Source organism: Atopobium fossor DSM 15642 (assembly GCF_000483125.1).
GTDB classification, from domain to species: Bacteria; Actinomycetota; Coriobacteriia; order Coriobacteriales; family Atopobiaceae; genus Atopobium; species Atopobium fossor.
The window spans coordinates 826281-847257 of the sequence record NZ_KI519553.1 but is presented as its reverse complement, the minus strand read 5'-3'; the positions used below and the strand labels follow the sequence as shown (position 1 = coordinate 847257).

Genomic DNA, 20977 nt, shown 5'->3' with positions numbered 1-20977 from the left:
AGTAAGATCCTACAGTCGTTTGTGCATATAATTACACGGACTGTTTTCATACCGCTTTACTATTCATGCTTGTTTATATTTCATAACTAAATACACAAATTATGCTCCTGCTTTTTGGTAAAGTTATCTGTGCTTACAAAGATTACTTCATTCAAACAGGTGAGGCATTTATGCATAATGTGCACGCAATTTGCGACGATACGTATTGGATTGGCGCGTCTGACCGCAGGCTTGCTCTCTTTGAGAATACCTATCACATACCTCAGGGTATGGCTTATAACAGCTATGTAATTCTTGACGAGAAAACTTGTCTTCTTGATGGTGTAGATGATGTAGTTGCGAGTCAGTTTAGTGAGAACTTGGATTACATGCTTGGAGACCGCACGCTGGACTATATGGTTATTAATCATATGGAGCCAGACCACTGTGCAGAGATTCCTTGGTTGGTAAAGAAGTTCCCTAACATTAAGTTAGTAGGCACTGCAAAAACTTTCGACTTTATACGTCAGTTCCACAACTTTGACCCCGAGCCGTATGCTCTTAAAGTAACCGAAGGCGACACGTTGGAGCTGGGAAAACATATTTTGCAGTTTGTGACGGCGCCTATGGTTCATTGGCCAGAGGTTATGGTTACCTTTGATTTGGCAACAGGCACGCTTTTCTCGGCAGATGCTTTTGGTGAGTTTGGTGCGCTTGGTGGCAATTTATTTGCAGACGAGGTTAATTGGGAGCGTGATTGGCTTGATCAGTCACGCAGCTACTATGCCAATATTGTTGGTAAATATGGCATGCAAGTAAATAATCTGCTTAAGAAGGCAGCAGCGTTACCTATCAACCGAATTTGTCCTTTGCATGGCCATATATGGCGTAAAGATTTGGATGTTATCCGTTCCAAATATGCTCAGTGGGCATCGTTTGAGCCCGAAGAGAAGAGTGTTGTTATCTACTATGGCACTATTTACGGTGGCACAGGTCAGGCAGCAGACATTTTGGCTGGTCTGTTAGCGCAGCAAGGCGTGCGTGATGTGCGTGTATACAATACAGCAACCGCAGACCTTGCTACAATGGTTTCTGAGGCGTTTAGGGCTTCTCATCTGGTATTTGCATCCTCCACTCAGAACATGGAAATATTTGATGCCATGCGTACGTTAGTACTGGACCTACGTGCTCACGCTATGCAAAAGCGCCATGTGGCACTTATCGAGAATGGTTCTTGGGCTCCTCAGTCTGGCAAACTCATGCGTGAACAGTTTGAGGCTATGAAGAACATTACCATTATGGAACCTTCCATTTGTATACGCTCACGTCTGGACGATGAAACTTTGCAGCAGATTACTGTTTTGGCTGAGGCTATTGTGACCTCTTTGGGCGAGGAGTAGGGTATTTACCTGTAGTCTTTTTGCAATGTTGCAAGCCGAGAAAAGATTTTAAAATTTCTTCCATTTTTCGCTTGCATACTAAGGGTAATTACCGTATATTAATAACTCGTTCGCGGGCTTAGCGCAGTTGGTAGCGCGCAACCTTGCCAAGGTTGAGGTCGCGGGTTCGAACCCCGTAGCCCGCTCCATGTGAGCACAGGGCCGGATATCAATTCGGCCTTTTTCATATGGCGGCATGGCCAAGTGGTAAGGCATGGGACTGCAAATCCCTGATCCCCCGTTCGAATCGGGGTGCCGCCTCCATAGCATTTAAACTGGGGTTTCTTTAGAAAAAGATACCCCATTTTTTATGTAAAATAACGCTGATATTACGCACAGTTACGCAAGCTCTTTGTATATGAGTGCTCCCATAGCCTGCGCGGCAGGGGTTACGGTGTCTTCTCCTGGCACTAAATAATGCTTGTAGCCTACACTTGAAAGCTCAGAGCGTCCGTGTATTGCAGCGTTTACAGTGTCGACTACTCCTGCACGCTGTAGCAGTGTTTCATGGGTTGCCCTAAGGCGGCTCATAGGGATATATGGCACGTCTGACTCAAGCATTTTGCCGCGGTATACAGGCTTGTTGTTTGGACAGTCACGCTTAAGCGGTGTCCAGTGGTTTCTCCAAACACGTCCTACATGCGTAAGAGAAATATCACATATCGGGTCTTTTGGCTTGCCTTGGATGGCTTTAAGCTGCGATGAAAACGGCTCTGCAATAGTAATGATACGGTCACTAAAGCGTGTCTTAGTTTCCTTTCGTCCGTCTTCTGGTGTAACTGCATCATCGACAGTTACACGGCATACCATTGATGTTTGTCCGTTTACTTGTACCTGCATAAATTCAATGTCATTCCAAAACAGCGCATAAGCTTCTTCACGCCGTAGTCCTCCGCCAACCATGCACAACGCTAAAGCTTCAAGAGGGCTGTTCTCTAAAGCTTTGATGGCCTGTGAAACCTGTTGAGCTGACCAGACCACGCGAGAGTCATTTGTATTGCGCGGGTATCTTAAGCGGTGGCGCATTGGTTCGTCTGGTATATATCCGTCATCCCATGCGGCTCTTAGAGTTGCTCTAAGGGTTGTTATGCAGCGCTTAGCCTTTGCATACGTCATATGGTTAATCCACGCTTGTATTTGGGCGTGCGGAATGTCTCCAAGCTCATAATCGCCAAATCGTGGCTCAATATCTTTTTTAAAGCAGCTTTTGTATCTGATGATGGTTGCCTTGGTTAAATATGCCATGCGATAGGGGATAAACACCTCATAAAAGTACCAAGATAGCGTGACCTTTGAGCCTATGGCTTCATTGCGCCCCATCTCAAGTGCAAATTGCGCGATGGTCATATCTGCGTCACGCTCTGTTGGACAGACTTTTGAGAGTTCTCTTGGCTTACCATCAGCACGATAACCCTTGCGAACGCGAACAAGCCATTGTCCATCGTTGAGCTGTCGTTTGCTGCCGAGTTTAGATCTAGTCTTTATAGCCATATTTCCTCACACTTAATCAAGGTAGGCTATAAAGACCTACCTTCTGACGTTGGTATTCCGAGGTTTAAGCTTTCCTATATAGGAAGCTTTTTTGTCTAGCTAGCTGATGTGACGTGTAATTTATTCTTGAAGAGTGCCGTCTTTAATGTGGTATGCAATGTCGTTTTCTTGGCAGAAATCTATAACTTTGTGTGATTGCTCGTTATAGAACTCTCGGCACTGCTTATATGCGCTTACAACTTTGTTGTAATGAGTACGACCGAAGATGATTTTATCAACAAAAGAAATGGTTTTAAGAATTTCACCTAAATCCTGCTCTAGAAGATTTGGCGTTGGATATGGCTCAATACTAACCCATGTTTGCTGCCCATTATCATGTAGCTTTTTGAGTGAAGCTATGCGTTCAACGTAAGGAGCAGCACCAGGCTCTGTTTTTTGGCGGTATTGCTCATTAAGAGATATAAGTGTAATGCCATAAGCATTTTTTTGTGACAAAGATTTCAACTCTTCCGGCAAAACACCTTTACTTAATGCAGTACAAGGTACATCGAAAGAGTTAATAAGCCTGATTGCATCAACGCTCATTTGACAAATCTCGTCATAGCCATACATAAAAGGATCGGTAGTGAAGCATAGCTGGACAGAATCAATCTTTTTAGCAAGCTTAGGAAGTTCTTTAGCAAGCAATTCAAGTGTGTTATCCACAATTGCAGGGGTACACCATTGTTCGTAGGAAGACACACGGCCAAAACGCTTTGCCATGAGATATGCGTAACATGGATATAAACATCCGTGGCTACAGCCTTGTACATGGTTCATTGCCCAATTTCCGTATTCGACCTCAGTTTTATAGAGCATAGACTTACGTGTGATATGTTGTAGCTCATGCATTTAGCACACCTCCAAACAAATGTTCTATTTATATTATAGTCCTACATTGTGTCTTTACACTTAATGACCTCGACTTTTTCACCGAAAGAGTGTGATGGTTTACCTGTTTTGGTGTACTTTTCTACCCTTTCCAAACAACCTTCATCAAGTAGCTTACCAATATATGTTTTACACAAACTATTTTGTTTTTCGGTGATTCCCATTTCTGAAATAACCATTGCTGCAAGTTCGCCCATCGCACACTTTTGTCTAATGCGAACGTTTTCGTGTAAAACCCTACGAAACGCAGCATCTATATCAGCTGGATTGATGTATGCACCATTGCCATCAACAGGAAATAACGATGGTTGCCGTTCCATATTTAATGCTTTTATCATCGTATTATTCATAGCAATACAACCTTGCCAATGATTAGACATATGGACCAACCTATATTTAATAAGTCCACCACGTTTGATGTTTTTTGATGTGTCAACAATGGGAATGTGTGTTGTGAATTTAAAAGCATCGTCTTGTTTGAGCCTATGACAGAAATTGTCAACTAGCTCAAGTTCTGCACGCCAAAATTCACCATTCTTTGCTTTTCTAACTATATCGACCCAGTCTTCATTACCAAAAATCTGGGTTAGGCGTGCATGACGTTCTTCTAAGCTTGCTTGTGTGTCAAAGCCTTCGTCAACTAAAGTAATATCCTCTTTTGGAACGATAAATTCCTTGGACAATACACAGCAAGCTTCGCGCAAAAATCCAACTGTCGAGAAGTTAAGAAGCACTTCTACACCGCAATTACGCAGACCGTTAAGCTGAGATATATTTTTGAACATTTGAAAGTCTAAACATGAAATACCAAAGGGGTCTATGTAAAAGAAATAGGTACCGTATTTATCTTTATTAGCTAAAACTTCCCGTATAGCGGCCTGAAAGCCTTTATCATATACAACATATTTAAAACTTAAGTTTTTAATAAAAGAATTATTGCTTACGGTGTCTGACAATGTATTGGCACGTGCTTTTGCTGTCTCAGCAAAAATAAATGAAACAGATTTTTTATTCTTTGCTTTCATAAAAGCTCGACCCGCTTTTTTGATTGCTATTATTGGCGAGCCTTCGGTACCATCGTTATAGATGCCCGGACCAGCAAAGCCATCAAAATATAAAATTTTATGTTCACGAACAGACATGACTTTTTGAAAGAAAATACTTAGATAGTTGCTGAGTAGGAAATCTTTAATTTCAGACCATGGTTTATGTTCTTTGTCCCAGTCTTTCGTACTGCCCATCTCTATCCTCTCCATCCATTATTCCAACCCTACCTCTCGCACTCTTCTTGTGCCGCCTGATACCACACAACGACACCGACAAGCTTCACTTCATCCTCACCGCTAAACACCATGTCGTCATAGGCGCTAAAGCTGTCTGCTGCAAGCATCATGGATGATTGTCCACGCATATAACGCCTAAGTACTGATTCACCTACACTAGGCTCTGCTACGACCGCACAGCCGTTCCAGGGCTGCAAGAGAGGATCTACCATGACCAAACAGCCATCTGGATACGAACGATTCATACAATCGCCCTCAACTTGCAACATGAATGCGTCTGGATGATTGCGCGCTACGGTTTCAGGGACTTCTACGAGCTTTATATCTTCTATCTGCTCTGTTGTCTCACCTGCATGAGTTTTGCCAAGTACGCGCATGGGCACCATTGCGGAGGTGCCACGGAAGGGGATAGCTCTATTAGCGTACTGTAATTCTTCTCCAAGCAGCTCAGACGTGCTCATATTGAATAATTCGGCAAGTTGTTTTAATACGCCTATACGTGGTTTTGCTCGCCCAGCTTCCCACTGGCTGACAGATGAACCGGTCAAACCAACCTTTGCTCCTAATTCATCTTGTGTTAAGCCGAGCTTTTCACGGTTTACACGAACGGTGTTTTGGAAGCTCATGGTTGCTCCTCAATTTAAATGAATTAAAGTTTTCTAAAATTTTATTCCAAATTAGCCTTGAATTAATTACAATTTACTGTAATATAATTACATATAGAGAGGAGGGCAAAATGAAGAGTACGTTAGCTGATATAAGAGAACAGCGTGGTGTTAAGAAAAGTGCTGTTGCAAGCTGTATAGGCGTATCATATCCAACGTACCAGAGGTACGAGATTGACCCACGCTTAATGCGTGTTGGAGACTTAGAAAAGGTGTGTAAATTTTTGCACTGCACGATAGGCGATATTTTTTTGCCTAATAACTTGAATTAAATTCAAGTTTCCTCACGTGACTGCACTACCCGTACCTTCTCAACCGAATACCCGATATGACGCAAGCAGGGGGAGCCTGTAGCGCCCGCTATCGAATGTTGTCGGCCCTCGTAGAGGAGAACCGTCAGTTTTTAGTAACCAAATAAAGAGAGGCTATTATGAGCAATCACACTAATAGGGATTCCTATGATTTCTTTAGTTCTGACCTTAGCTGGCTTGACTCAATTTCTCCAAAACGTCACTGGAAGGCGTTTTTAGTCGGTGTTCTTTTTGGTCTTTTCTACTGTTTTGTTAAAGCATACTTTGGCATTCAATAGGACTTTTTATCTACCAATCAGTTCAGCAATTTTGTTGATAATTGGCATTAAAGCTATTGTAACGATAGAGCCAGCCATCGCGTATGCAATGCTAGGTATCCATGCATGAGCATCCATAAAAGTAGTAAAGGTAATTACACGCTGCTGCCATTTAGGACGACTTGCAAATTTAACAATTTTTGCTGCAGCTTCTCGTCCTTTATCAGTCATGCGATATGTCAGATAACCGGTGCGCTCTTCTGGAACACAGATTTCTTTGATAAATCCCTGGTCTTCCAATTCATAAAACGAGTTCATTTGAGCTTCAGAATGTGGGTCAAAGCTAATATCACAAAAATTAACTTGCCCATATTTACGATTGTCTCGTTGCTCAAAAAACCAACCACACACTAAAATTCTCGTTTGAAATTGCGTAAGCCTATTTTTGTCAAAGCTCATGAGAGCCAATTCTGAAAAATCTTGAAACCTACTATCGTTCTCATGCTCTACAGGCTTTATATCTATTAGACCACAATGGAATGTGCGCATTTTCAAATTCATCTGTGCTGCTCCTATAGCTGGTATGTTGCTGTATCGCGTCCTGGCAATTACACAAGCACTTAATTGTACAGCTGAGAATCTAATCATCGAATAGGAGGTGTGCGAAGTGTCTATTAAGACACAAGAGCGTGGCTGGCTTTCTGTTGCAGAAGCTGGCAAGTACGTAGGCATTAATCCCGAAATTATCAAGTGCGCTATTGAATCAGGAGAACTTTTAGCCTACATCAAGCCACGTACTAGTCCTGAGAAATTACGTGTTGGACAACGACACATCTATTACAAGATTGCCATTTGCGACCTAGACGATTGGGTGCGCTCATGGTCAACATCATGCTAACCGTATCTAAAAGAAAGTCCGCAAAGAACTGGCATTCTTTACGGACACGTCCAGAGAGAAGGTCACAAACCATGGACCACACTATTGTACCCGAAGAATGGGAAGAACGCGCATTTGAGAAAGCCGAGTTTGGCGTTCTTAGGGTGTATGTAAACAAGCGCACAGGTGACATTGCATTTAATGCCAATGACGTTGCTCGCTGCCTTGGCCTTGAACCGTATGACCTCACCGACATTCTCAACAAAAATGAGCTTTCGACGCTGTCAGTTCCAGCAATTACAGAAAGCGACTTTGAGCAGTTTTGTAAAGAGCTGGAGGGATAGACAATGAAAGACATGCAAGTTTTCAACAACGGTATTGGTGGAGAACTCCGCGGCGGCATGAATGATGATGGTTCAATCTGGTTTGCCGCAAAGGATGTATCAATTGCGCTTGGCTTCACACATACCAATGATTTGACGCGTCTACTAGATGACGATGAAAAGGGGACGCACAATGTGCGTACCCTTGGTGGTGAACAAAGGCTTTCCACCATCACAGAGCCAGGCATGTATCATGCGTTAAACCTTCGTCGCACAGGATCTATTAAAGACGAACAGATGCGAGGAAGGGTTAAAGCCTTCCAGCGTCAAGTCAATCATGAGATTTTGCCAGCCATCCGCCGTGATGGTGGCTATATGCTAGCTAAAGACGAGACACCAGAAGAAACCATGGCGCGCGCTTTTATCATCGCGCAAAGCACTATCGAGCGCCAAAAAGCGCGTATCAACCAGCAAAGCGCACAAATCGAGGAAATGACACCTAAAGCGCTGTTTGCCGATGCCGTGGCTGCATCTGATGGTACTTGTCTTGTAGGTGAGCTTGCAAAGATGCTCACGCAAGCAGGCTTTACAGTAGGGCAAAACAGGCTCTTTAAGCTTCTTCGCGCCGATGGCTACCTAGGCAAGCATGGCTGTAACCGCAACGTTCCCAAGCAACGTTACATCGAACAAGGCTTATTCCGCATCAAGGAAACCGCAGTTACACACGCTGATGGTCATGTGACGCTTTCACGTACTGCCAAGGTGACTGGCAAAGGGCAGCGTCACTTTCTAGCCAAGTACGCTCATGCGGAGGTTGGCCATGTATAAGGAGTTTGGCGAGCAGCTTGTGGCTGTGATGTTTTTTGCGCTGTTCTTTGCCCCAATATTTATGTGGGCGGTCGGTCTATGACGAATTGGAAAGAGTGCAACGAGGTGGCTTTTCGACACTCATATCCTGCACTTGCATGCACCGATGGTGCACATAAAAAGGCAGAGGTAGTCCCACCACACAAGATCAAGCCACACGCATTTTCTGATCCGATTGTATGTATTGGTGAATGGTGCTTGTACAAGTCGCCTTTCATGTCTGGCTTTTTTGCCAAGCACCAGCGTAGCGGCAGCTTTTACATCCATGAAAGCTATCAGGACAAAGCCATTGAAATCTTCAAAGCACGTATTAGGAGTGAGAAATGGATCAATCAGTAGATAAGGAGATACATGAGCCATCTCGTGTATCACACCCCATTCATTACGCAGGAGACGGAAAGGTGGAGTGCATGGATGCACTTCGCTCCATGATGGCACCCATCAAAGACAACCTGTCTGGTACGGTGGCTTACTGGTGGGGATGTGCCTTTAAGTACCTTTGGCGGTGGTATTTAAAAAACGGCCTTGAGGATCTTCTCAAGGCACGTCAATGCCTTGACTATCTGATTGAGGACTACACATCTAAGGCAGACCATGAAAGCCGAGGTTAAGCAGGGCACCGATGGTGTGTGGTATGTACGTCCATATTTAGGCGTGGACGCACATGGTAAGCAGATAAAGCCGTATCACAGCTTTCCTAACGCTTCTACGCGTGAGCAAGCACAGGCACTTGCCGATGTGTGGCTTAAACATCTTACGGCTGATGGAAAGGTCAAGAGCTCTCTGCTCGTAGATCTTTTACACGACTACATAGAGCTTAAAGAGCGCAATGGCGCAAGCCCAAATTCCGTGAGAAGCTATAAGCTTTTTACAGATAACTACGTCAGGCGGTTTTTGGGCACCGCCCAAGCTGCAAAGCTTACCGTGATGGATTTAAACCGCTTTGAGACAAGCTTGCGTAAGCCAAAAGCTGATGGTGGAGCTGGTCTTGCTCGAAATTCTGTGTTGGCCATACACCATTTCTTACGAGGGGCGTACAACTACTTTGTGGACGCTGGTATATGCGAGACTAATCCGCTGTTTTACGTGGCCAAACCATCACCAGAGCGCCATGAAGCTGTGTCTTTAAGTGAGTGGGATTTTCCTACTATTGCATCCGAGCTCGAAAAGCTCATGCAACCACAAGAACTTACAGAAGCCACAATACGGGAAGCTACCTATGCCACAGCTGCCTGGATAGCGCTGCATACCGGTATGCGCGTAGGGGAAGTGTGCGCGTTGCGCTTAAAAGACATACGCCGCACACAGCGATACATTCACGTTGGTGGCACGGTCATAGAGAAGACCCATGAGACGCCTTATCGACGAGACGTCACCAAAGGGCGCAAGCACAGAAACATTGCCGTCACACAAAGCGATATGCGCGTCTTGGATGGCTATATCAGCTTGCGTAATGGCTTTTTAGACGATGATATACGCCCAACACCACTACTTACCCTAGACGGTAGCTATATGCGCCCCACACAGGTTTCACGTGCGTTTAAGCGCATCTGTAAGCGTTTGCGCCTACCGTCTCGCTTTACCTTCCACGGCCTGCGACACACTCACGCCACGTGGTGTTTGGCTCATGGGGTGGATCTCAAGACGCTCTCAGAGCGCTTAGGACACGCCGATGAAGCTACCACCTTGCGCATTTACGCACATGTGATGCCTGGACGTGATACGGCAGCAGCAGCCGCTTTTGCACAAGCAGCAGACGACGCAAGACAAGAAGGAAGTGAATAAATGGAAACGCCGAAGCTACTTATCTATCTTACGTGTGCTGTTATACACACGTTTTGTTTCTTTGTGTGGGATGATAAAGTCCTCAAAGCAATATACGCCACCGCTGCCACGTTATTTTATTTCCAAGCGTTTTTATACGCTATACAAATCTTAATCAGCTAAGACACACATCACAATTTAATACACCAGTAAAAGACGGATATACCGTCTTTTTTATTGACAAGGAGAATAATGATCTACTCAACACCGCAGTTTCGCCAAACAGTAGCACATAGGTTTGCTGCTATTGGATCTAGCTTTGAGATACTACCAGAACAGCAGATGTATACGCCACTGGAGTTTCTGGCGCTCACCATCTTAGACGATGTAAACGGCGAGCCTATCGAGGTAATGGCTGCATTATCTGAGCTTATCGACCCTACGTGCAAACGGGTGGCGATGGACGCAGCAGGAAACCCGCCGTATTACACAGGAGGCTTAGCGTTGAACGACGTGATGGGCGGATGCAGCGAATGCGGGTATCCGTTCGGCGGCTCCTACCACAATCTCGGAAACCTGTTCAACGCACCAAATTACTGCCCCAACTGCGGTGCGAGGGTGGTGAACAGCGATGACGCAGACTAGCGAAGAGCGCAACGCTGTGGCGGCAAGGCTGAGGGATGGAGGGATTGCGCGGAATGTGAAAGAAGCATATACGCTCATCCTTTCGTGCGTCGGCATAAGGCCACAGCTACCAGCAGAGACTACCTACACAGACGCGATGGCACGCCTCGCAGACCTGATAGACCCGACGTGCAAGCCAGTTGTAGACGATGTCCACGGTATGGATGATGAGCTTGTTTGCTCAGAATGTGGTTGCTTTCTTGCAATTGTTGTTGACGGCAAACCATCTGAACCTTTGTATCGCTACTGCCCTGTCTGCGGCGCAAGGGTGGTGAGTGACGATGAATAGCGATGAGCGACGTGAGGTAGCGGAAAGATTGCGCAGACGCACCAGAGAAACCAACGGGACGCATGACTTCACCATGTACCTAAGCCATTGGGTTGGAGTTGTTGGGCCAACCGTGGGCGAAGGCAACCCGTTCACCGTAGCCGCCAACCGTAGGCTTGCCGAGAGGACGCTCGAGAAGCTCGCCGACCTGGTAGACCCTACGTGCAATGACTTCGGAGGCGAGGAGGGTACCAACGGCGAGGGCTACGACTTTGCCTGCTCCGCGTGCGGCTGGTGCGGTGATGTGTGCGAGCCTAATTATTGTCCAAACTGTGGCGCAAGGGTGGTACAGCAATGACTGGTGACAGCCTAATAGAGATAACTGAAGAAATGTATTCAAAGCTACGCGACGCATATTCTAGCTGGGACAACGAATACGGGAGACCATGGGATGAGCGCGGAGAAGAAATGACAAGTAACCGCAAAGAAATCATGACCATGAGAACAAGGCTTGACGTCATAAAAGAGCAGTTCGAGTGTGATATCCGTTGGCTTGAGATGTACCGAGAAGAAGCCTTAGGAATTTGCCAAGATGGAGGGACAACCAATGACTAAATGGATACCAGTAAGTGAGAGGTTGCCTTACGAATGGCAGATTGTACTTATTACAATCGCTACTGATGATGACCCATATACAGCCACGTGTCCAGCACTCTATGATTGTGATTTTGGTTGGCGTTTTACTAATAATTTACCAGTCGACGGAACTGTTGGCGCCTGGATGCCGCTACCAGAGCCTTATGAGGGGGAGTAATGAGCACCTTCACGAGTGGTTTAAGATCCAGTGCAAGTAATGAATGGACTACACCTAAGGACCTGTTTGACGAGCTAAACCGCGAGTTTAAATTCACAGTAGATGCAGCAAGTACACACGAAAACGCCCTCGTAGATAAGCATTGGACACTTGCAGAAGATGGTCTTGCTCAATGCTGGGATGGCGAGCGGGTGTGGTGTAATCCTCCCTACGGCAGGCAGATTGCCCAGTGGGTAAAGAAAGCTTCCGAAGCTGTAGGGGGGGTTGTCGTAATGCTCATACCAGCACGTACAGACACGTCATACTGGCATGATTATGTATTTCCCAATGCGTCAGATATCAGGTTTATACGCGGACGGCTGCATTTTAGCCAGAGCAAAACCGCTGCACCTTTTCCAAGTGCGATAGTAGTTTTTGAGAGATGGGCATAATGCAAGACCAGCTAAGCCTTTTTACAGCAGAGATGCCCGATCCTTTTCATTGCCCCTATGAGCGTCAAGTCATTGATTACGGTGGAGAAAAGACCTTTTGCGCCTTAAGAGACTTGTGGACTAATTGCCGCGAATGGGGAAGCTGCACAGCATCAGAAAAGCAGCTGCAATCTTTTCAGAAGTAAAAGAAGTATCTTACTGACAATTTTGTGACAATTCACATTTTTACGACCTTGAATTAATTTCATCAAACCACGAGGTCAATATTCATTTTTACGTTGTTTTTACAACTCACTTCCCAGATAAGAAGTAATTATCTTTTCAGCTTAAAAAAGAGGTATTACAAGCCATGAAAACACCAATGGTTTTATGGCGCTTGCTGTTTGCAAAAGCAGTAAAAAAACACTCTAAAAAATCAACTAACCATTTTCGTGAGACCACGAAAATGGCAAAGAAAGAAGGTAGTAATGTCAATTAATCGCGTACTGATTAGCGGTCACCTTACACGTGACATTGAGCTTAAAAGCACAGCGGGCGGCACACCAGTTGCAAGCTTTGGTGTGGCTGTCAATGATCGTAGGAAAAACCCTCAGTCTGGCGAATGGGAAGACTATCCCAACTTCGTTGACTGTGTGATGTTTGGAGCACGTGCAGAAGCCATTACGCGCTATTTGCACAAGGGAAGCAAGGTAGCTATTGAGGGCAAACTGCGCTTTAGCTCGTGGGAGTATGACGGTCAGCGCAGAAGCAAGCTTGAGGTTGTGGTCGATAACATCGAGTTTTTGAGCCAACAACAACAAGCTACACAGCCACCGCAGCCACAAGAACCTGCACAAGAGCTTGTAGACGATGATATCCCGTTTTAATCACTGTATGCGCCCTGTTACGGGCGCATCTCTTTTTCTTTGGAGTTGAAAAATGAATAACGAGAATTACTACGTTGTCCAGGGTTGGATGGTCAATGACCTTAAGCTTAAGGGCGTCGAGCTAAGTGTTTATGCAATTATTTACGGTTTTTGCCAAGGTGACAATATTTTTTCTGGCACAAACAAATATCTGGCTTCTGCGACATCTGCTACTGATAGGTCTGTTACAGCAGCTATATCAAGCTTGCAACGCAAGGGTTTGATTGACGTAAAACTTGAGCCACTGGATGATTACACAAGCCAAACACGAAGGTTGATAAAACTTCCATGGGGTGGAAATAATTTCCAGACGGGTGGAAATAATTTCCCAAAAACTAAGGAAAAAACTTCTACCCCCCACGAAAAAACTTCTAACAATAATATAGATAATAATATAGATAATAATATAGATAATAAGAGAGCGCGTTTTATTAAACCGACGATTCAAGAAATCAAGGACTACGCAGTCTCTCAAAATCTCTCTATCGATGCTGAACAGATTTACGACTACTACGAAGCTAACGGCTGGCGCGTAGGCTCGCACAAGATGCGCGACTGGAAAGCAGCTGTACGCAATTGGGCGCGGCGTAGCTTTGGCGCAAAACCTCAGATAACAGAAAGCTTTAGCGAATACAACATAACACCAGATGAGGTGTTCTAATGTCTACGACACTGCATGATCTTTTTGAGCGCCACGGCAACGCTATGCCACAAGGCGGTTTTTCTGCAGATGAAGTGCAGGAAATCAACGTGATGACGGCAGCAGAGTTCCAAGCAGAGCTTACCGCACAAGAAGATGCCCGCAGGAAATCGAACAATGAAGCTGCAGGAGACGCACAACAACGTGCCCGTAAGCTTTTCTTGGACAAGTGCCACCGCGCAGGGATGCCCAAAGCATTTGACGGATGTGCAATTGACTCCAAACGCGCACAAGAAATTGTTAATACCTCACGTGGCTTTTGGATTTACGGCAATGTGGGAGCAGGAAAAACACATCTTGCTTGTTCCATTCTCAAAGGATGGCTTTATTCCACAAGCAGCTCTGCAGTCTTTGTACAAACGACTGCCATGCTGGCACGTCTTCGTGATGCTATGGGTGCAAGTAATGAGACACAAGCTACCGCCGTCTATGCTAAAACGCCACTACTTGTCCTGGATGACCTTGGCAAAGAAGCACCGACGCCTTGGGCGCTCGCCAAGCTGTTTGAGATTATCGATGCGAGATATGGTGCACGTCTACCAACCATTATCACAGGCCAACACACACCCAATGAGCTGGCAAAACGCCTGTCGAGAAATGGCGATGTCGAAATGGCACGAGCTATCGTATCTCGGCTTTTGGGTACCTGCGCCGTAATGCAAGCAGGAGGGACCGACAAAAGACAATCAAGGAAAAGCCTATGAGTACGAAAGCTTGGACTACCAAAGAAATTCAGGTTTTGCAGCGTGGCTTTGAGATGGGTTTTGGTTCGACTCACAAGGTTTGGAAAAGGCTACTTCCTGGGCGTAGTACATCGGCTATTGCTTACCAAGCAAAAAAATATGGACTTAGCACACGTAGCTACAAGCACTGGATACCTGAAGAAGATGAACTTATTGGCGCGGTTATGGACACACTAGCCAGAGAGCTACGTACCACACCACGCAAGCTCATGGGACATATCGCAACACTTCACCAGTCGAAAAGCAGAAGGAAGGATTAAAGACATGCAGACGATACGCATTAAAAGCATCACAGGTGCTGTGCCGCGCTACGCACACCCTGGAGATGCAGGCTTTGATTTAAGTGCGGCATCTACGGTTGCCGTGCCTGCTCATGGTCATGTCACTGTGGGCACTGGGATTGCAGCTGAGATACCACAAGGCTTTGTTGGCCTGGTATTTCCACGTAGTGGCTTGGGGTGCAAGCATGGTATTGCTCTTCGTAATTGCGTGGGTGTGATTGACAGCGGGTACCGTGGTGAGATTAAAGTTACTCTCACTAATGACACCGACGAGCCATTTGAGGTTTATGCTGGTGACCGCATCTGCCAAATGGTTATTGTGCCCCATGAGCAGTGCAGTTTTGTCGTAGTAGACGAGCTTGAAGATACCGAGCGAGGGCATAAAGGCTACGGCTCTACAGGCATTCAGGGGGACGCTCGATGAATGCAGCTGAGTGGTGGGACAATGTGCGCTCATGTGCTAAAGAGCTGCAGACCGCACGTGCCGAGCTGTATGTGCTAGAAAAATATGGCAAGGCTTCTAGTGGTGGTAGTGGATGTAAAGGCGGTGTTGGTGACCCAACCTGTTCTCAAGCTTTAGAGATTCATCATGCACGTCTTAAGCTTGAAGCTGCAGCAGGATATTGCTCTGCTGTGCTTAATGATGCACATACCGCCCTTGACCGTTTGTCACATATGACAGAGCCACGTACCGCCTGCGTAATGAGGTTGTACTACATCGATGGCATAGAAAGCAGGCAGATTGCAGAGCGGCTATGCCTAACAAGACGCCGCGTTAACCAGATAAAGGCTGATGCTTTGCAGCTCTGTGATGATGTGGGAATGGTGCATATGATAAGAGGATGGAGTTATGAAAGTTAAATGAAGGCTTGCATTTCCCACCTTTTACGCTAAATTGATAGTGTGTTGATTTGTGAGGTAAGGCGCAGGGCATAAATGCTCCGCGCCTTTTTTGTTTAGCAAGCACATACCTGTTCGGATAATTATGATTATTTTGCCGCAAAAGCCAGTGTATAACCATGCACTGGCTCAGTGGATATTGGACCGCCGCTCGCAAAAGAAAAGCGATCATGATTTTTATTGCTTGTCTGCATGGATTAAATTGCGCGCTCATGTGTTACGTGAGTTTCACGGGGAGAGCCAATATGAACTTGAGCAGTCACCATCACTGTTTGTTCCGGCAAACGTGGTTCATCACGTGATGTATGTGGAAGATTATCCAGGCTGGGCATTATCGGAGTTTGCCGTCAAAGATGGTGAGGTTATACGCAATTTAGTTCCGCTCAGTCACAGCGCCCATGATATTGCGCATGGTCGCTTTGGTAAGTCGCAGCGCACGCGCAAACCACCACTGACGGTTGAAAGATGGTAAAAATCATATGCCGTTTAAAGCAGCTGTAACGGCGTTTAAGACAGTTTCAAACTCAAAATGATTATGGATGTGATGTAGTGCGTTATCGTGTCACACACGGCACCACAAAAGCCTATACCCCCACATACATAACCCCCTTTTTTACAAAAAATGCTAAGACCGGCGTCCATACTTAGGATTTCGACTCAATCACATAAAAATATTTTTTCTTTCTCACTTCTGGGGAGCTGATGGCTATGTCTTCTAAGCGTGTTAAATGGACTGATGAAGATAAAAAACAAGTCGCTGAGCTGCTAGAAGCTGGTAGCGATGCTACTGAAGTTGCTGCGGTACTTAGCTGTGCCGAAAAAGCCTTGGATACACTTTGCAAGGATGCTTTCGGTCTTTGCTTTGACGACACTCAAGAACGCTTCGCAGCAAAAGGTCGTGCAAAACTTCGCCGCTCACTTTTTCAGGCCGCCAACGCAGGCAATGCGAAAGCACTTGATTTAATGTCACGCGCACAGCTTGGGATGGACCCTGTGAAGTCGCGCAGGCGCGCCGCTAAAGCAGAAGTAGCTGCGGTAGCAGAATCATTGGATCTGTAATGTGGTTGTCAAAAGCAAGAGGGCCAGATACCAAACACACAAGCGCATTGCAGCTCCAGAGATTACTGAATGGCTGCGCATGGTGGAAACTGGCAAAATCGTTGCCTGTGAGGATATGCATCTGTTGTGTGCATATGTGCGCCATGTATTTGCCACCGAAAAGCTATGGGTTGATAAAGATCGCTTAGCTCGCTACATGAGCTATCAGAAGTATTTTCCTTTCAGGCTCGCCCCTGAAGAGAAATTCATGATTGCGTTGTGGCTTTGCACCTTTAGAGAAGGCTTTTTCCCGCGCTGGACTGATTTGTTTATCTATATCGGTCGTGGCTGGGGAAAAACTGGCTTTGGTGGATTTGCAACGTTTTGCATGCTTTCGCCTGCTAATGGAATAAAAGACTACGATGTCGATGTTTGTGCTACGGTCGAAGAGCAGTCACGCATTGGCTACGACGACCTGTGGCGTATCTTTGAGGGCAAGAGCGATTTATTTTCCCAAGGTTTCGATTGGAACAAAATCGAGCTGCGCAGCCTTGAAACTGGTAGCCGCTTCAAATATTGGAGCGGCAATAGCAGTGGCAAAGACGGCATGCGCTCCGGATGCGTGTGGTTTGATGAAGAGCACGCCTACGAAGATGCAGCATCAATGGAAGTCTTTACGGGCGGACTTGGTAAGAAAGACCACCCTCGAAGGCTAAAGACCACTACCGACGGTGATGTGCGCGATGGACCATTAGACGAGGATAAAGTACTTGCGCGTGCTATCTTGCGCGGCGAAGAGCAAGATGGCGGTATGCTGCCCTTCATGTGTCACCTTGACTCTCTTGACGAGATTCACGATGAGGCTATGTGGCCTAAAGCCAATCCTCGGCTTACGCGCTCAGAGACGCTACTGTTTGAGTATCGCAATGAATATCGTACGTGGAATCGCAATCCGCAACGACATCCAGCAACGCCTACTAAGCGTTTCAATATTCCACAAGGCAGAAGCGATATTGCAGTCACTTCTTGGGAAAACCTTATGGCTGCGTCACGCAGCTATGATCTTGCGTCTTTACGCAAAATGCCTTGCGTTATTGGCATTGACTATGCAAAGACAACCGACATGGTAGGCGCAATTGCGCTAAGAGGATCTGCCGGCACTATTTCTGATGTGTTGAAAAGCTCCGCAGTCTATTATTTTTCGGTTGGTGGCGGTGAGGATGGCTGGGGTTCTCTTATGCGCCAGCTTGATGTGCAGTATGAACAGCTGGCAGACGCGGTTATAGCGGCCATGCATGACCACGCAACGCCGAAATGGATTTATACCTTAGCTCAGCCAGTCAACGGCACACCAGAGCAGGAAGATGAGCATAAACAACGGCTCAAGACCAATCTCAAATCCTTCATCTCTTCTTCTCGCCCGGCCGTTATGCCACTTTTTAGCGGGCAGAAGATGGAGCGAGTGTCGGAAGGTGCCAACGCCCATCCTGTTATGCCTGATGCTGTGGCAGCTATTCGCAAAGATATGTTTGAAACGGCTGCGGTATGTATGCGTATACCTACCAGTCTGATGTACGGGAACACTAATAATTTTGCCGAATTGGTAAGCTCACTTCTTACATTTGCTGTAGATCCAGTAGCGCGTGCACTGGAAACTGAGCTTACTCGTAAGACATACAACCAGTCTCAATGGGCAGCAGGTGCGCGCGTCCATGTAGATACAACGCACATACGCCATGTAGATTTATTTGAGGTTGCCGACAAGATCGAAAAGCTTGTTGGTAGCTCTATCGATAATCCCAATGAAATTCGTGGATTTACTGGCCAAGACCGCATCAATAAGCCTTGGGCAGATGAATACCAGAGAACAAAAAATCACGAGGATGCGGGCGGAGGTGAAACAAAATGAATAAAGCGCAACTAGCAGGTGTTATGCAGCTTTTAGTTTCACAGGAAGATCCAAGCACAGCTCATATGACCATCTATGGTGATATTCGTCGGGGCACTGACTGGGCGATGCTTGATACTGGTAAACCAACCAAGACCGATGCTACTGATATTGCTCAAGCACTTGCGGCTCTTCCAGTATCTACAAAAGCCATTGAGGTGCATATAAACTCTTATGGCGGTGAAGTTGCAGAAGGTATTGCCATTTATAATGCCTTGCGTAACTGCGGCAAGCAAGTCACAACGGTTTGTGATGGCTTTGCGTGCTCTATTGCCAGTGTTATTTTCATGGCCGGATCTGTTCGCATTATGCGTCCTGCATCGCTTTTGATGCTGCACAACCCCTCTATGGCCAGTTACGGCACTTCTGATGATTTGCGCAAGCAAGCAGATGATTTGGATGTTATCTGTGAGCTTTCCAAGACTGCATATCTGTCTGATTCCTCTATGGATGCAGATGAATTGTCGCAGGTTATGGATGCTGAGACATGGGTAAGTCCTGAGCAAGCTTTGGCTTGGAGGTTGGCAACTGAAGTATCAGAAGATGCAGATGATGGCAGTCCTACGCAAGATGCACGCACATCTGTGATGAAAGCCTTGCTCAAGAGCAACTCTGTGCACAAAATGGCTCTGGAGCCAGTGACCATCTCATTGACTCAGCTTGACGAGCTGTTGCAGACAAATGGTTTACAAGCAATGTTTGTTCAAACACCAGCTCAGCAGCAAGAACCAGAACCAGAACCAGAACCAGAACCAGAACCAGAACCAGAACCAGAACCAGAACCACATGCTGTCTCTCAGCCAGAGACGCTACAACAGCGTCTTGTCCGCATTCTCAATTAAAGGAGATAAATATGCCTATCAATCTTAACGGCACGTCCAAAAAGCTTGTCGAGCAGTTTTCAGCGGCTTTGAAGTCAGAAGATAAAAATGACTTTGAACGAGCGTTTGATGCCTTACGTGCTGGTATTTTGGAAGATGTAACCGAGCAGTACAATCAAGCGGTTGCATCAAATGATGCTGCTGTTTTGGCCCAGCGCGGTTTTCGTCAGCTTACTAGTGATGAGACAAAGTATTACCAGCGCATCATTGATGCGCTTTCTAGCTCTAATCCTCGTCAAGAGCTTGCCAATTTCTCGGCAGTTCCTGACAAGATGATGCCTTCGACTATTTTTGACGAGATTATTAAAGATATTCAGGCAAAGCATCCTTTGCTTGCTCGCCTGAACATGGTCAATGTTGGCTTTATCACTGAATGGCTGCGTAACAAGCACACCAAACAATTGGCTGCTTGGGGAAATGTTGGCGAAGCCATTACTAAAGAAATTACCTCAGCATTTGAAGTTATCGATGTTAAGCAGGGTAAGCTTTCTGCTTTTGCTTTGGTATCCATTGATATGCTCAAGCTTGGCCCTGTGTGGATGGACGGTTACGTCCGCACCGTACTTGGTGAAGCTATTGCCTGCGGCCTTGAAGCTGGCGTTGTTGCTGGTAAGGGCGCAAAAGGCGAGCCTGTAGGTCTTAATCGTGATATTCATGAAGGTGTTTCTTATAGCACCTCTACTGGATATCCCGAGAAGAGCAAGACTAAGGTGACTGAATTTACACCAGCTACCTATGGTGGTCTTGTCGCGCAGCTCGCAAAAGATGAGAAGGGTAAGGATAAATCAATTGATTTTCGCAGTGGTGGCGTAGCGTTGGTTTGCACTACTACTGACTATCTCACTAAGGTAATGCCTGCTACTACCGTACAACTTCCCACTACTGGTCAATATGTCCATGACCTGTTCCCTGTACCCACTGAGGTATTTACTACCACTGAACTTACTGATGGTACCGCCATCTTGTTCTTGCCAGATGAATACGATGTGTTCGTAGGTGGCAACCGTGGTATTGAATACAGCGATGAAGCGAAGTTTATCGAGGATCAGCGCGCGTTCAAGTCTGTTATGTATGCTTATGGGCGTGCTTTTGATAACACTTCGGCCATTGTTCTTGATATCTCTAAGCTCGACCCCGCCTATCTCAATGTTACGGTGAAGGGTACTGTCAACACTAAGACGTCTGCTTAAGCAAATGG

Annotated in this window: 29 protein-coding genes and 2 tRNA genes; 26 read left to right on the top strand and 5 right to left on the bottom strand. The window is 46.0% G+C overall.

The genetic code is table 11. The features are described from left to right. Positions 1–170: 170 nt before the first annotated feature. The 3 genes from G469_RS0106765 (at position 171) to G469_RS0106755 (ending at position 1682) form a co-directional block, all read left to right on the top strand. Positions 171–1379, top strand: coding sequence for an FprA family A-type flavoprotein (locus tag G469_RS0106765; RefSeq protein WP_028264401.1), 1209 nt, complete (start codon positions 171–173; stop codon positions 1377–1379). Positions 1380–1491: 112 nt separating this feature from the next. Next, positions 1492–1567, top strand: a tRNA-Gly gene (locus G469_RS0106760). A 41-nt stretch (positions 1568–1608) separates the two neighbouring features. Next, positions 1609–1682 (top strand) — tRNA-Cys (locus G469_RS0106755). 75 nt (positions 1683–1757) lie between these two features. Here G469_RS0106755 and G469_RS0106750 read toward each other — a convergent pair. From G469_RS0106750 to G469_RS08665, 4 genes are all read right to left on the bottom strand, one after another. Further along, complete coding sequence (locus tag G469_RS0106750) at positions 1758–2909, bottom strand: site-specific integrase (RefSeq protein WP_028264400.1); 1152 nt, start codon at positions 2907–2909, stop codon at positions 1758–1760. Between the two features lie 120 nt (positions 2910–3029). Further along, positions 3030–3800: a radical SAM protein gene (locus G469_RS0106745; protein ID WP_028264399.1), complete on the bottom strand. Its 771-nt coding sequence runs from the start codon at positions 3798–3800 to the stop codon at positions 3030–3032. Positions 3801–3841: 41 nt separating this feature from the next. Then, entirely contained in the window at positions 3842–5080 is a 1239-nt protein-coding gene (tcmP, locus tag G469_RS08670) for a three-Cys-motif partner protein TcmP (RefSeq protein WP_035425428.1), read from the bottom strand. A 29-nt stretch (positions 5081–5109) separates the two neighbouring features. Further along, positions 5110–5748, bottom strand: a complete 639-nt coding sequence (locus G469_RS08665) for a LexA family protein (protein ID WP_035425427.1) — start codon at positions 5746–5748, stop codon at positions 5110–5112. Here G469_RS08665 and G469_RS09215 point away from each other — a divergent pair. Together G469_RS09215 and G469_RS09100 are read left to right on the top strand one after the other, a co-directional pair. Beyond that, on the top strand, positions 5658–6059 hold the full coding sequence (locus G469_RS09215; protein ID WP_084522330.1) for a helix-turn-helix transcriptional regulator: 402 nt from the start codon (positions 5658–5660) through the stop codon (positions 6057–6059). The two genes, G469_RS08665 and G469_RS09215, sit on opposite strands and share 91 nt — an antisense overlap. Before the next feature lie 158 nt (positions 6060–6217). Next, a complete protein-coding gene (locus G469_RS09100) occupies positions 6218–6376 on the top strand; it encodes a hypothetical protein (protein WP_156908416.1) in 159 nt (52 codons plus the stop codon). 6 nt (positions 6377–6382) lie between these two features. Here the strand turns inward: G469_RS09100 and G469_RS0106720 are convergent, their stop codons facing one another. Beyond that, positions 6383–6916 (bottom strand): hypothetical protein, encoded by a 534-nt coding sequence (locus tag G469_RS0106720; RefSeq protein ID WP_028264397.1) that lies wholly within the window; start codon positions 6914–6916, stop codon positions 6383–6385. A gap of 106 nt (positions 6917–7022) precedes the next feature. Between G469_RS0106720 and G469_RS0106715 the strand changes: the two genes are divergently transcribed. The 21 genes from G469_RS0106715 to G469_RS0106585 all read left to right on the top strand — a co-directional run bounded on the left by G469_RS0106715 (position 7023) and on the right by G469_RS0106585 (position 20969). After that, positions 7023–7253: a hypothetical protein gene (locus G469_RS0106715; protein WP_028264396.1), complete on the top strand. Its 231-nt coding sequence runs from the start codon at positions 7023–7025 to the stop codon at positions 7251–7253. A 71-nt stretch (positions 7254–7324) separates the two neighbouring features. Next, positions 7325–7576: a hypothetical protein gene (locus G469_RS0106710; protein WP_028264395.1), complete on the top strand. Its 252-nt coding sequence runs from the start codon at positions 7325–7327 to the stop codon at positions 7574–7576. Between the two features lie 3 nt (positions 7577–7579). Continuing rightward, on the top strand, positions 7580–8383 hold the full coding sequence (locus tag G469_RS0106705) for a phage antirepressor KilAC domain-containing protein (protein ID WP_051353817.1): 804 nt from the start codon (positions 7580–7582) through the stop codon (positions 8381–8383). 362 nt (positions 8384–8745) lie between these two features. Further along, the gene (locus tag G469_RS0106690) at positions 8746–9033 is read left to right on the top strand and encodes a DUF3310 domain-containing protein (RefSeq protein ID WP_035425424.1); all 288 of its coding nucleotides are present in this window, start codon (positions 8746–8748) and stop codon (positions 9031–9033) included. Continuing rightward, the gene (locus G469_RS0106685; protein ID WP_028264391.1) at positions 9017–10207 is read left to right on the top strand and encodes a tyrosine-type recombinase/integrase; all 1191 of its coding nucleotides are present in this window, start codon (positions 9017–9019) and stop codon (positions 10205–10207) included. Before G469_RS0106690 ends, G469_RS0106685 begins: the two co-directional genes overlap by 17 nt. Before the next feature lie 231 nt (positions 10208–10438). Further along, positions 10439–10831 (top strand): hypothetical protein, encoded by a 393-nt coding sequence (locus tag G469_RS0106675; RefSeq protein ID WP_028264390.1) that lies wholly within the window; start codon positions 10439–10441, stop codon positions 10829–10831. Next, positions 10818–11159 (top strand): hypothetical protein, encoded by a 342-nt coding sequence (locus G469_RS08660; RefSeq protein WP_035425423.1) that lies wholly within the window; start codon positions 10818–10820, stop codon positions 11157–11159. Before G469_RS0106675 ends, G469_RS08660 begins: the two co-directional genes overlap by 14 nt. Positions 11160–11528: 369 nt before the next feature. After that, positions 11529–11753, top strand: coding sequence for a hypothetical protein (locus G469_RS0106660; RefSeq protein WP_156908415.1), 225 nt, complete (start codon positions 11529–11531; stop codon positions 11751–11753). Next, a complete protein-coding gene (locus G469_RS0106655) occupies positions 11746–11952 on the top strand; it encodes a DUF551 domain-containing protein (protein ID WP_028264388.1) in 207 nt (68 codons plus the stop codon). Before G469_RS0106660 ends, G469_RS0106655 begins: the two co-directional genes overlap by 8 nt. Continuing rightward, a complete protein-coding gene (locus tag G469_RS0106650; RefSeq protein WP_028264387.1) occupies positions 11952–12383 on the top strand; it encodes a DNA N-6-adenine-methyltransferase in 432 nt (143 codons plus the stop codon). The genes G469_RS0106655 and G469_RS0106650 overlap by 1 nt, the downstream gene beginning before the upstream one ends. Before the next feature lie 467 nt (positions 12384–12850). After that, complete coding sequence (locus G469_RS0106635; RefSeq protein WP_028264385.1) at positions 12851–13249, top strand: single-stranded DNA-binding protein; 399 nt, start codon at positions 12851–12853, stop codon at positions 13247–13249. Between the two features lie 52 nt (positions 13250–13301). Continuing rightward, on the top strand, positions 13302–13949 hold the full coding sequence (locus tag G469_RS08980) for a helix-turn-helix domain-containing protein (protein WP_028264384.1): 648 nt from the start codon (positions 13302–13304) through the stop codon (positions 13947–13949). Then, the gene (locus G469_RS08975; RefSeq protein WP_051353816.1) at positions 13949–14692 is read left to right on the top strand and encodes an ATP-binding protein; all 744 of its coding nucleotides are present in this window, start codon (positions 13949–13951) and stop codon (positions 14690–14692) included. Before G469_RS08980 ends, G469_RS08975 begins: the two co-directional genes overlap by 1 nt. Continuing rightward, positions 14689–14991, top strand: coding sequence for a hypothetical protein (locus tag G469_RS0106620; protein ID WP_028264383.1), 303 nt, complete (start codon positions 14689–14691; stop codon positions 14989–14991). Before G469_RS08975 ends, G469_RS0106620 begins: the two co-directional genes overlap by 4 nt. A gap of 4 nt (positions 14992–14995) precedes the next feature. Beyond that, complete coding sequence (gene dut / locus G469_RS0106615) at positions 14996–15436, top strand: dUTP diphosphatase (protein ID WP_051353815.1); 441 nt, start codon at positions 14996–14998, stop codon at positions 15434–15436. Then, positions 15433–15873, top strand: a complete 441-nt coding sequence (locus G469_RS0106610) for a sigma factor-like helix-turn-helix DNA-binding protein (RefSeq protein ID WP_028264381.1) — start codon at positions 15433–15435, stop codon at positions 15871–15873. The genes dut and G469_RS0106610 overlap by 4 nt, the downstream gene beginning before the upstream one ends. A 124-nt stretch (positions 15874–15997) precedes the next feature. After that, complete coding sequence (locus tag G469_RS0106605; protein ID WP_051353814.1) at positions 15998–16384, top strand: hypothetical protein; 387 nt, start codon at positions 15998–16000, stop codon at positions 16382–16384. 236 nt (positions 16385–16620) lie between these two features. After that, the gene (locus G469_RS0106600; protein ID WP_156908414.1) at positions 16621–16971 is read left to right on the top strand and encodes a hypothetical protein; all 351 of its coding nucleotides are present in this window, start codon (positions 16621–16623) and stop codon (positions 16969–16971) included. Position 16972: 1 nt separating this feature from the next. Then, entirely contained in the window at positions 16973–18859 is a 1887-nt protein-coding gene (locus G469_RS08970) for a phage portal protein (protein ID WP_051353813.1), read from the top strand. Beyond that, complete coding sequence (locus G469_RS08965; protein WP_051353812.1) at positions 18856–19740, top strand: head maturation protease, ClpP-related; 885 nt, start codon at positions 18856–18858, stop codon at positions 19738–19740. Before G469_RS08970 ends, G469_RS08965 begins: the two co-directional genes overlap by 4 nt. An 11-nt stretch (positions 19741–19751) precedes the next feature. Beyond that, positions 19752–20969 carry a phage major capsid protein gene (locus G469_RS0106585; protein WP_035425419.1) on the top strand — a complete coding sequence of 406 codons (1218 nt, stop codon included), beginning with the start codon at positions 19752–19754 and terminating at the stop codon, positions 20967–20969. Positions 20970–20977 lie beyond the last annotated feature (8 nt).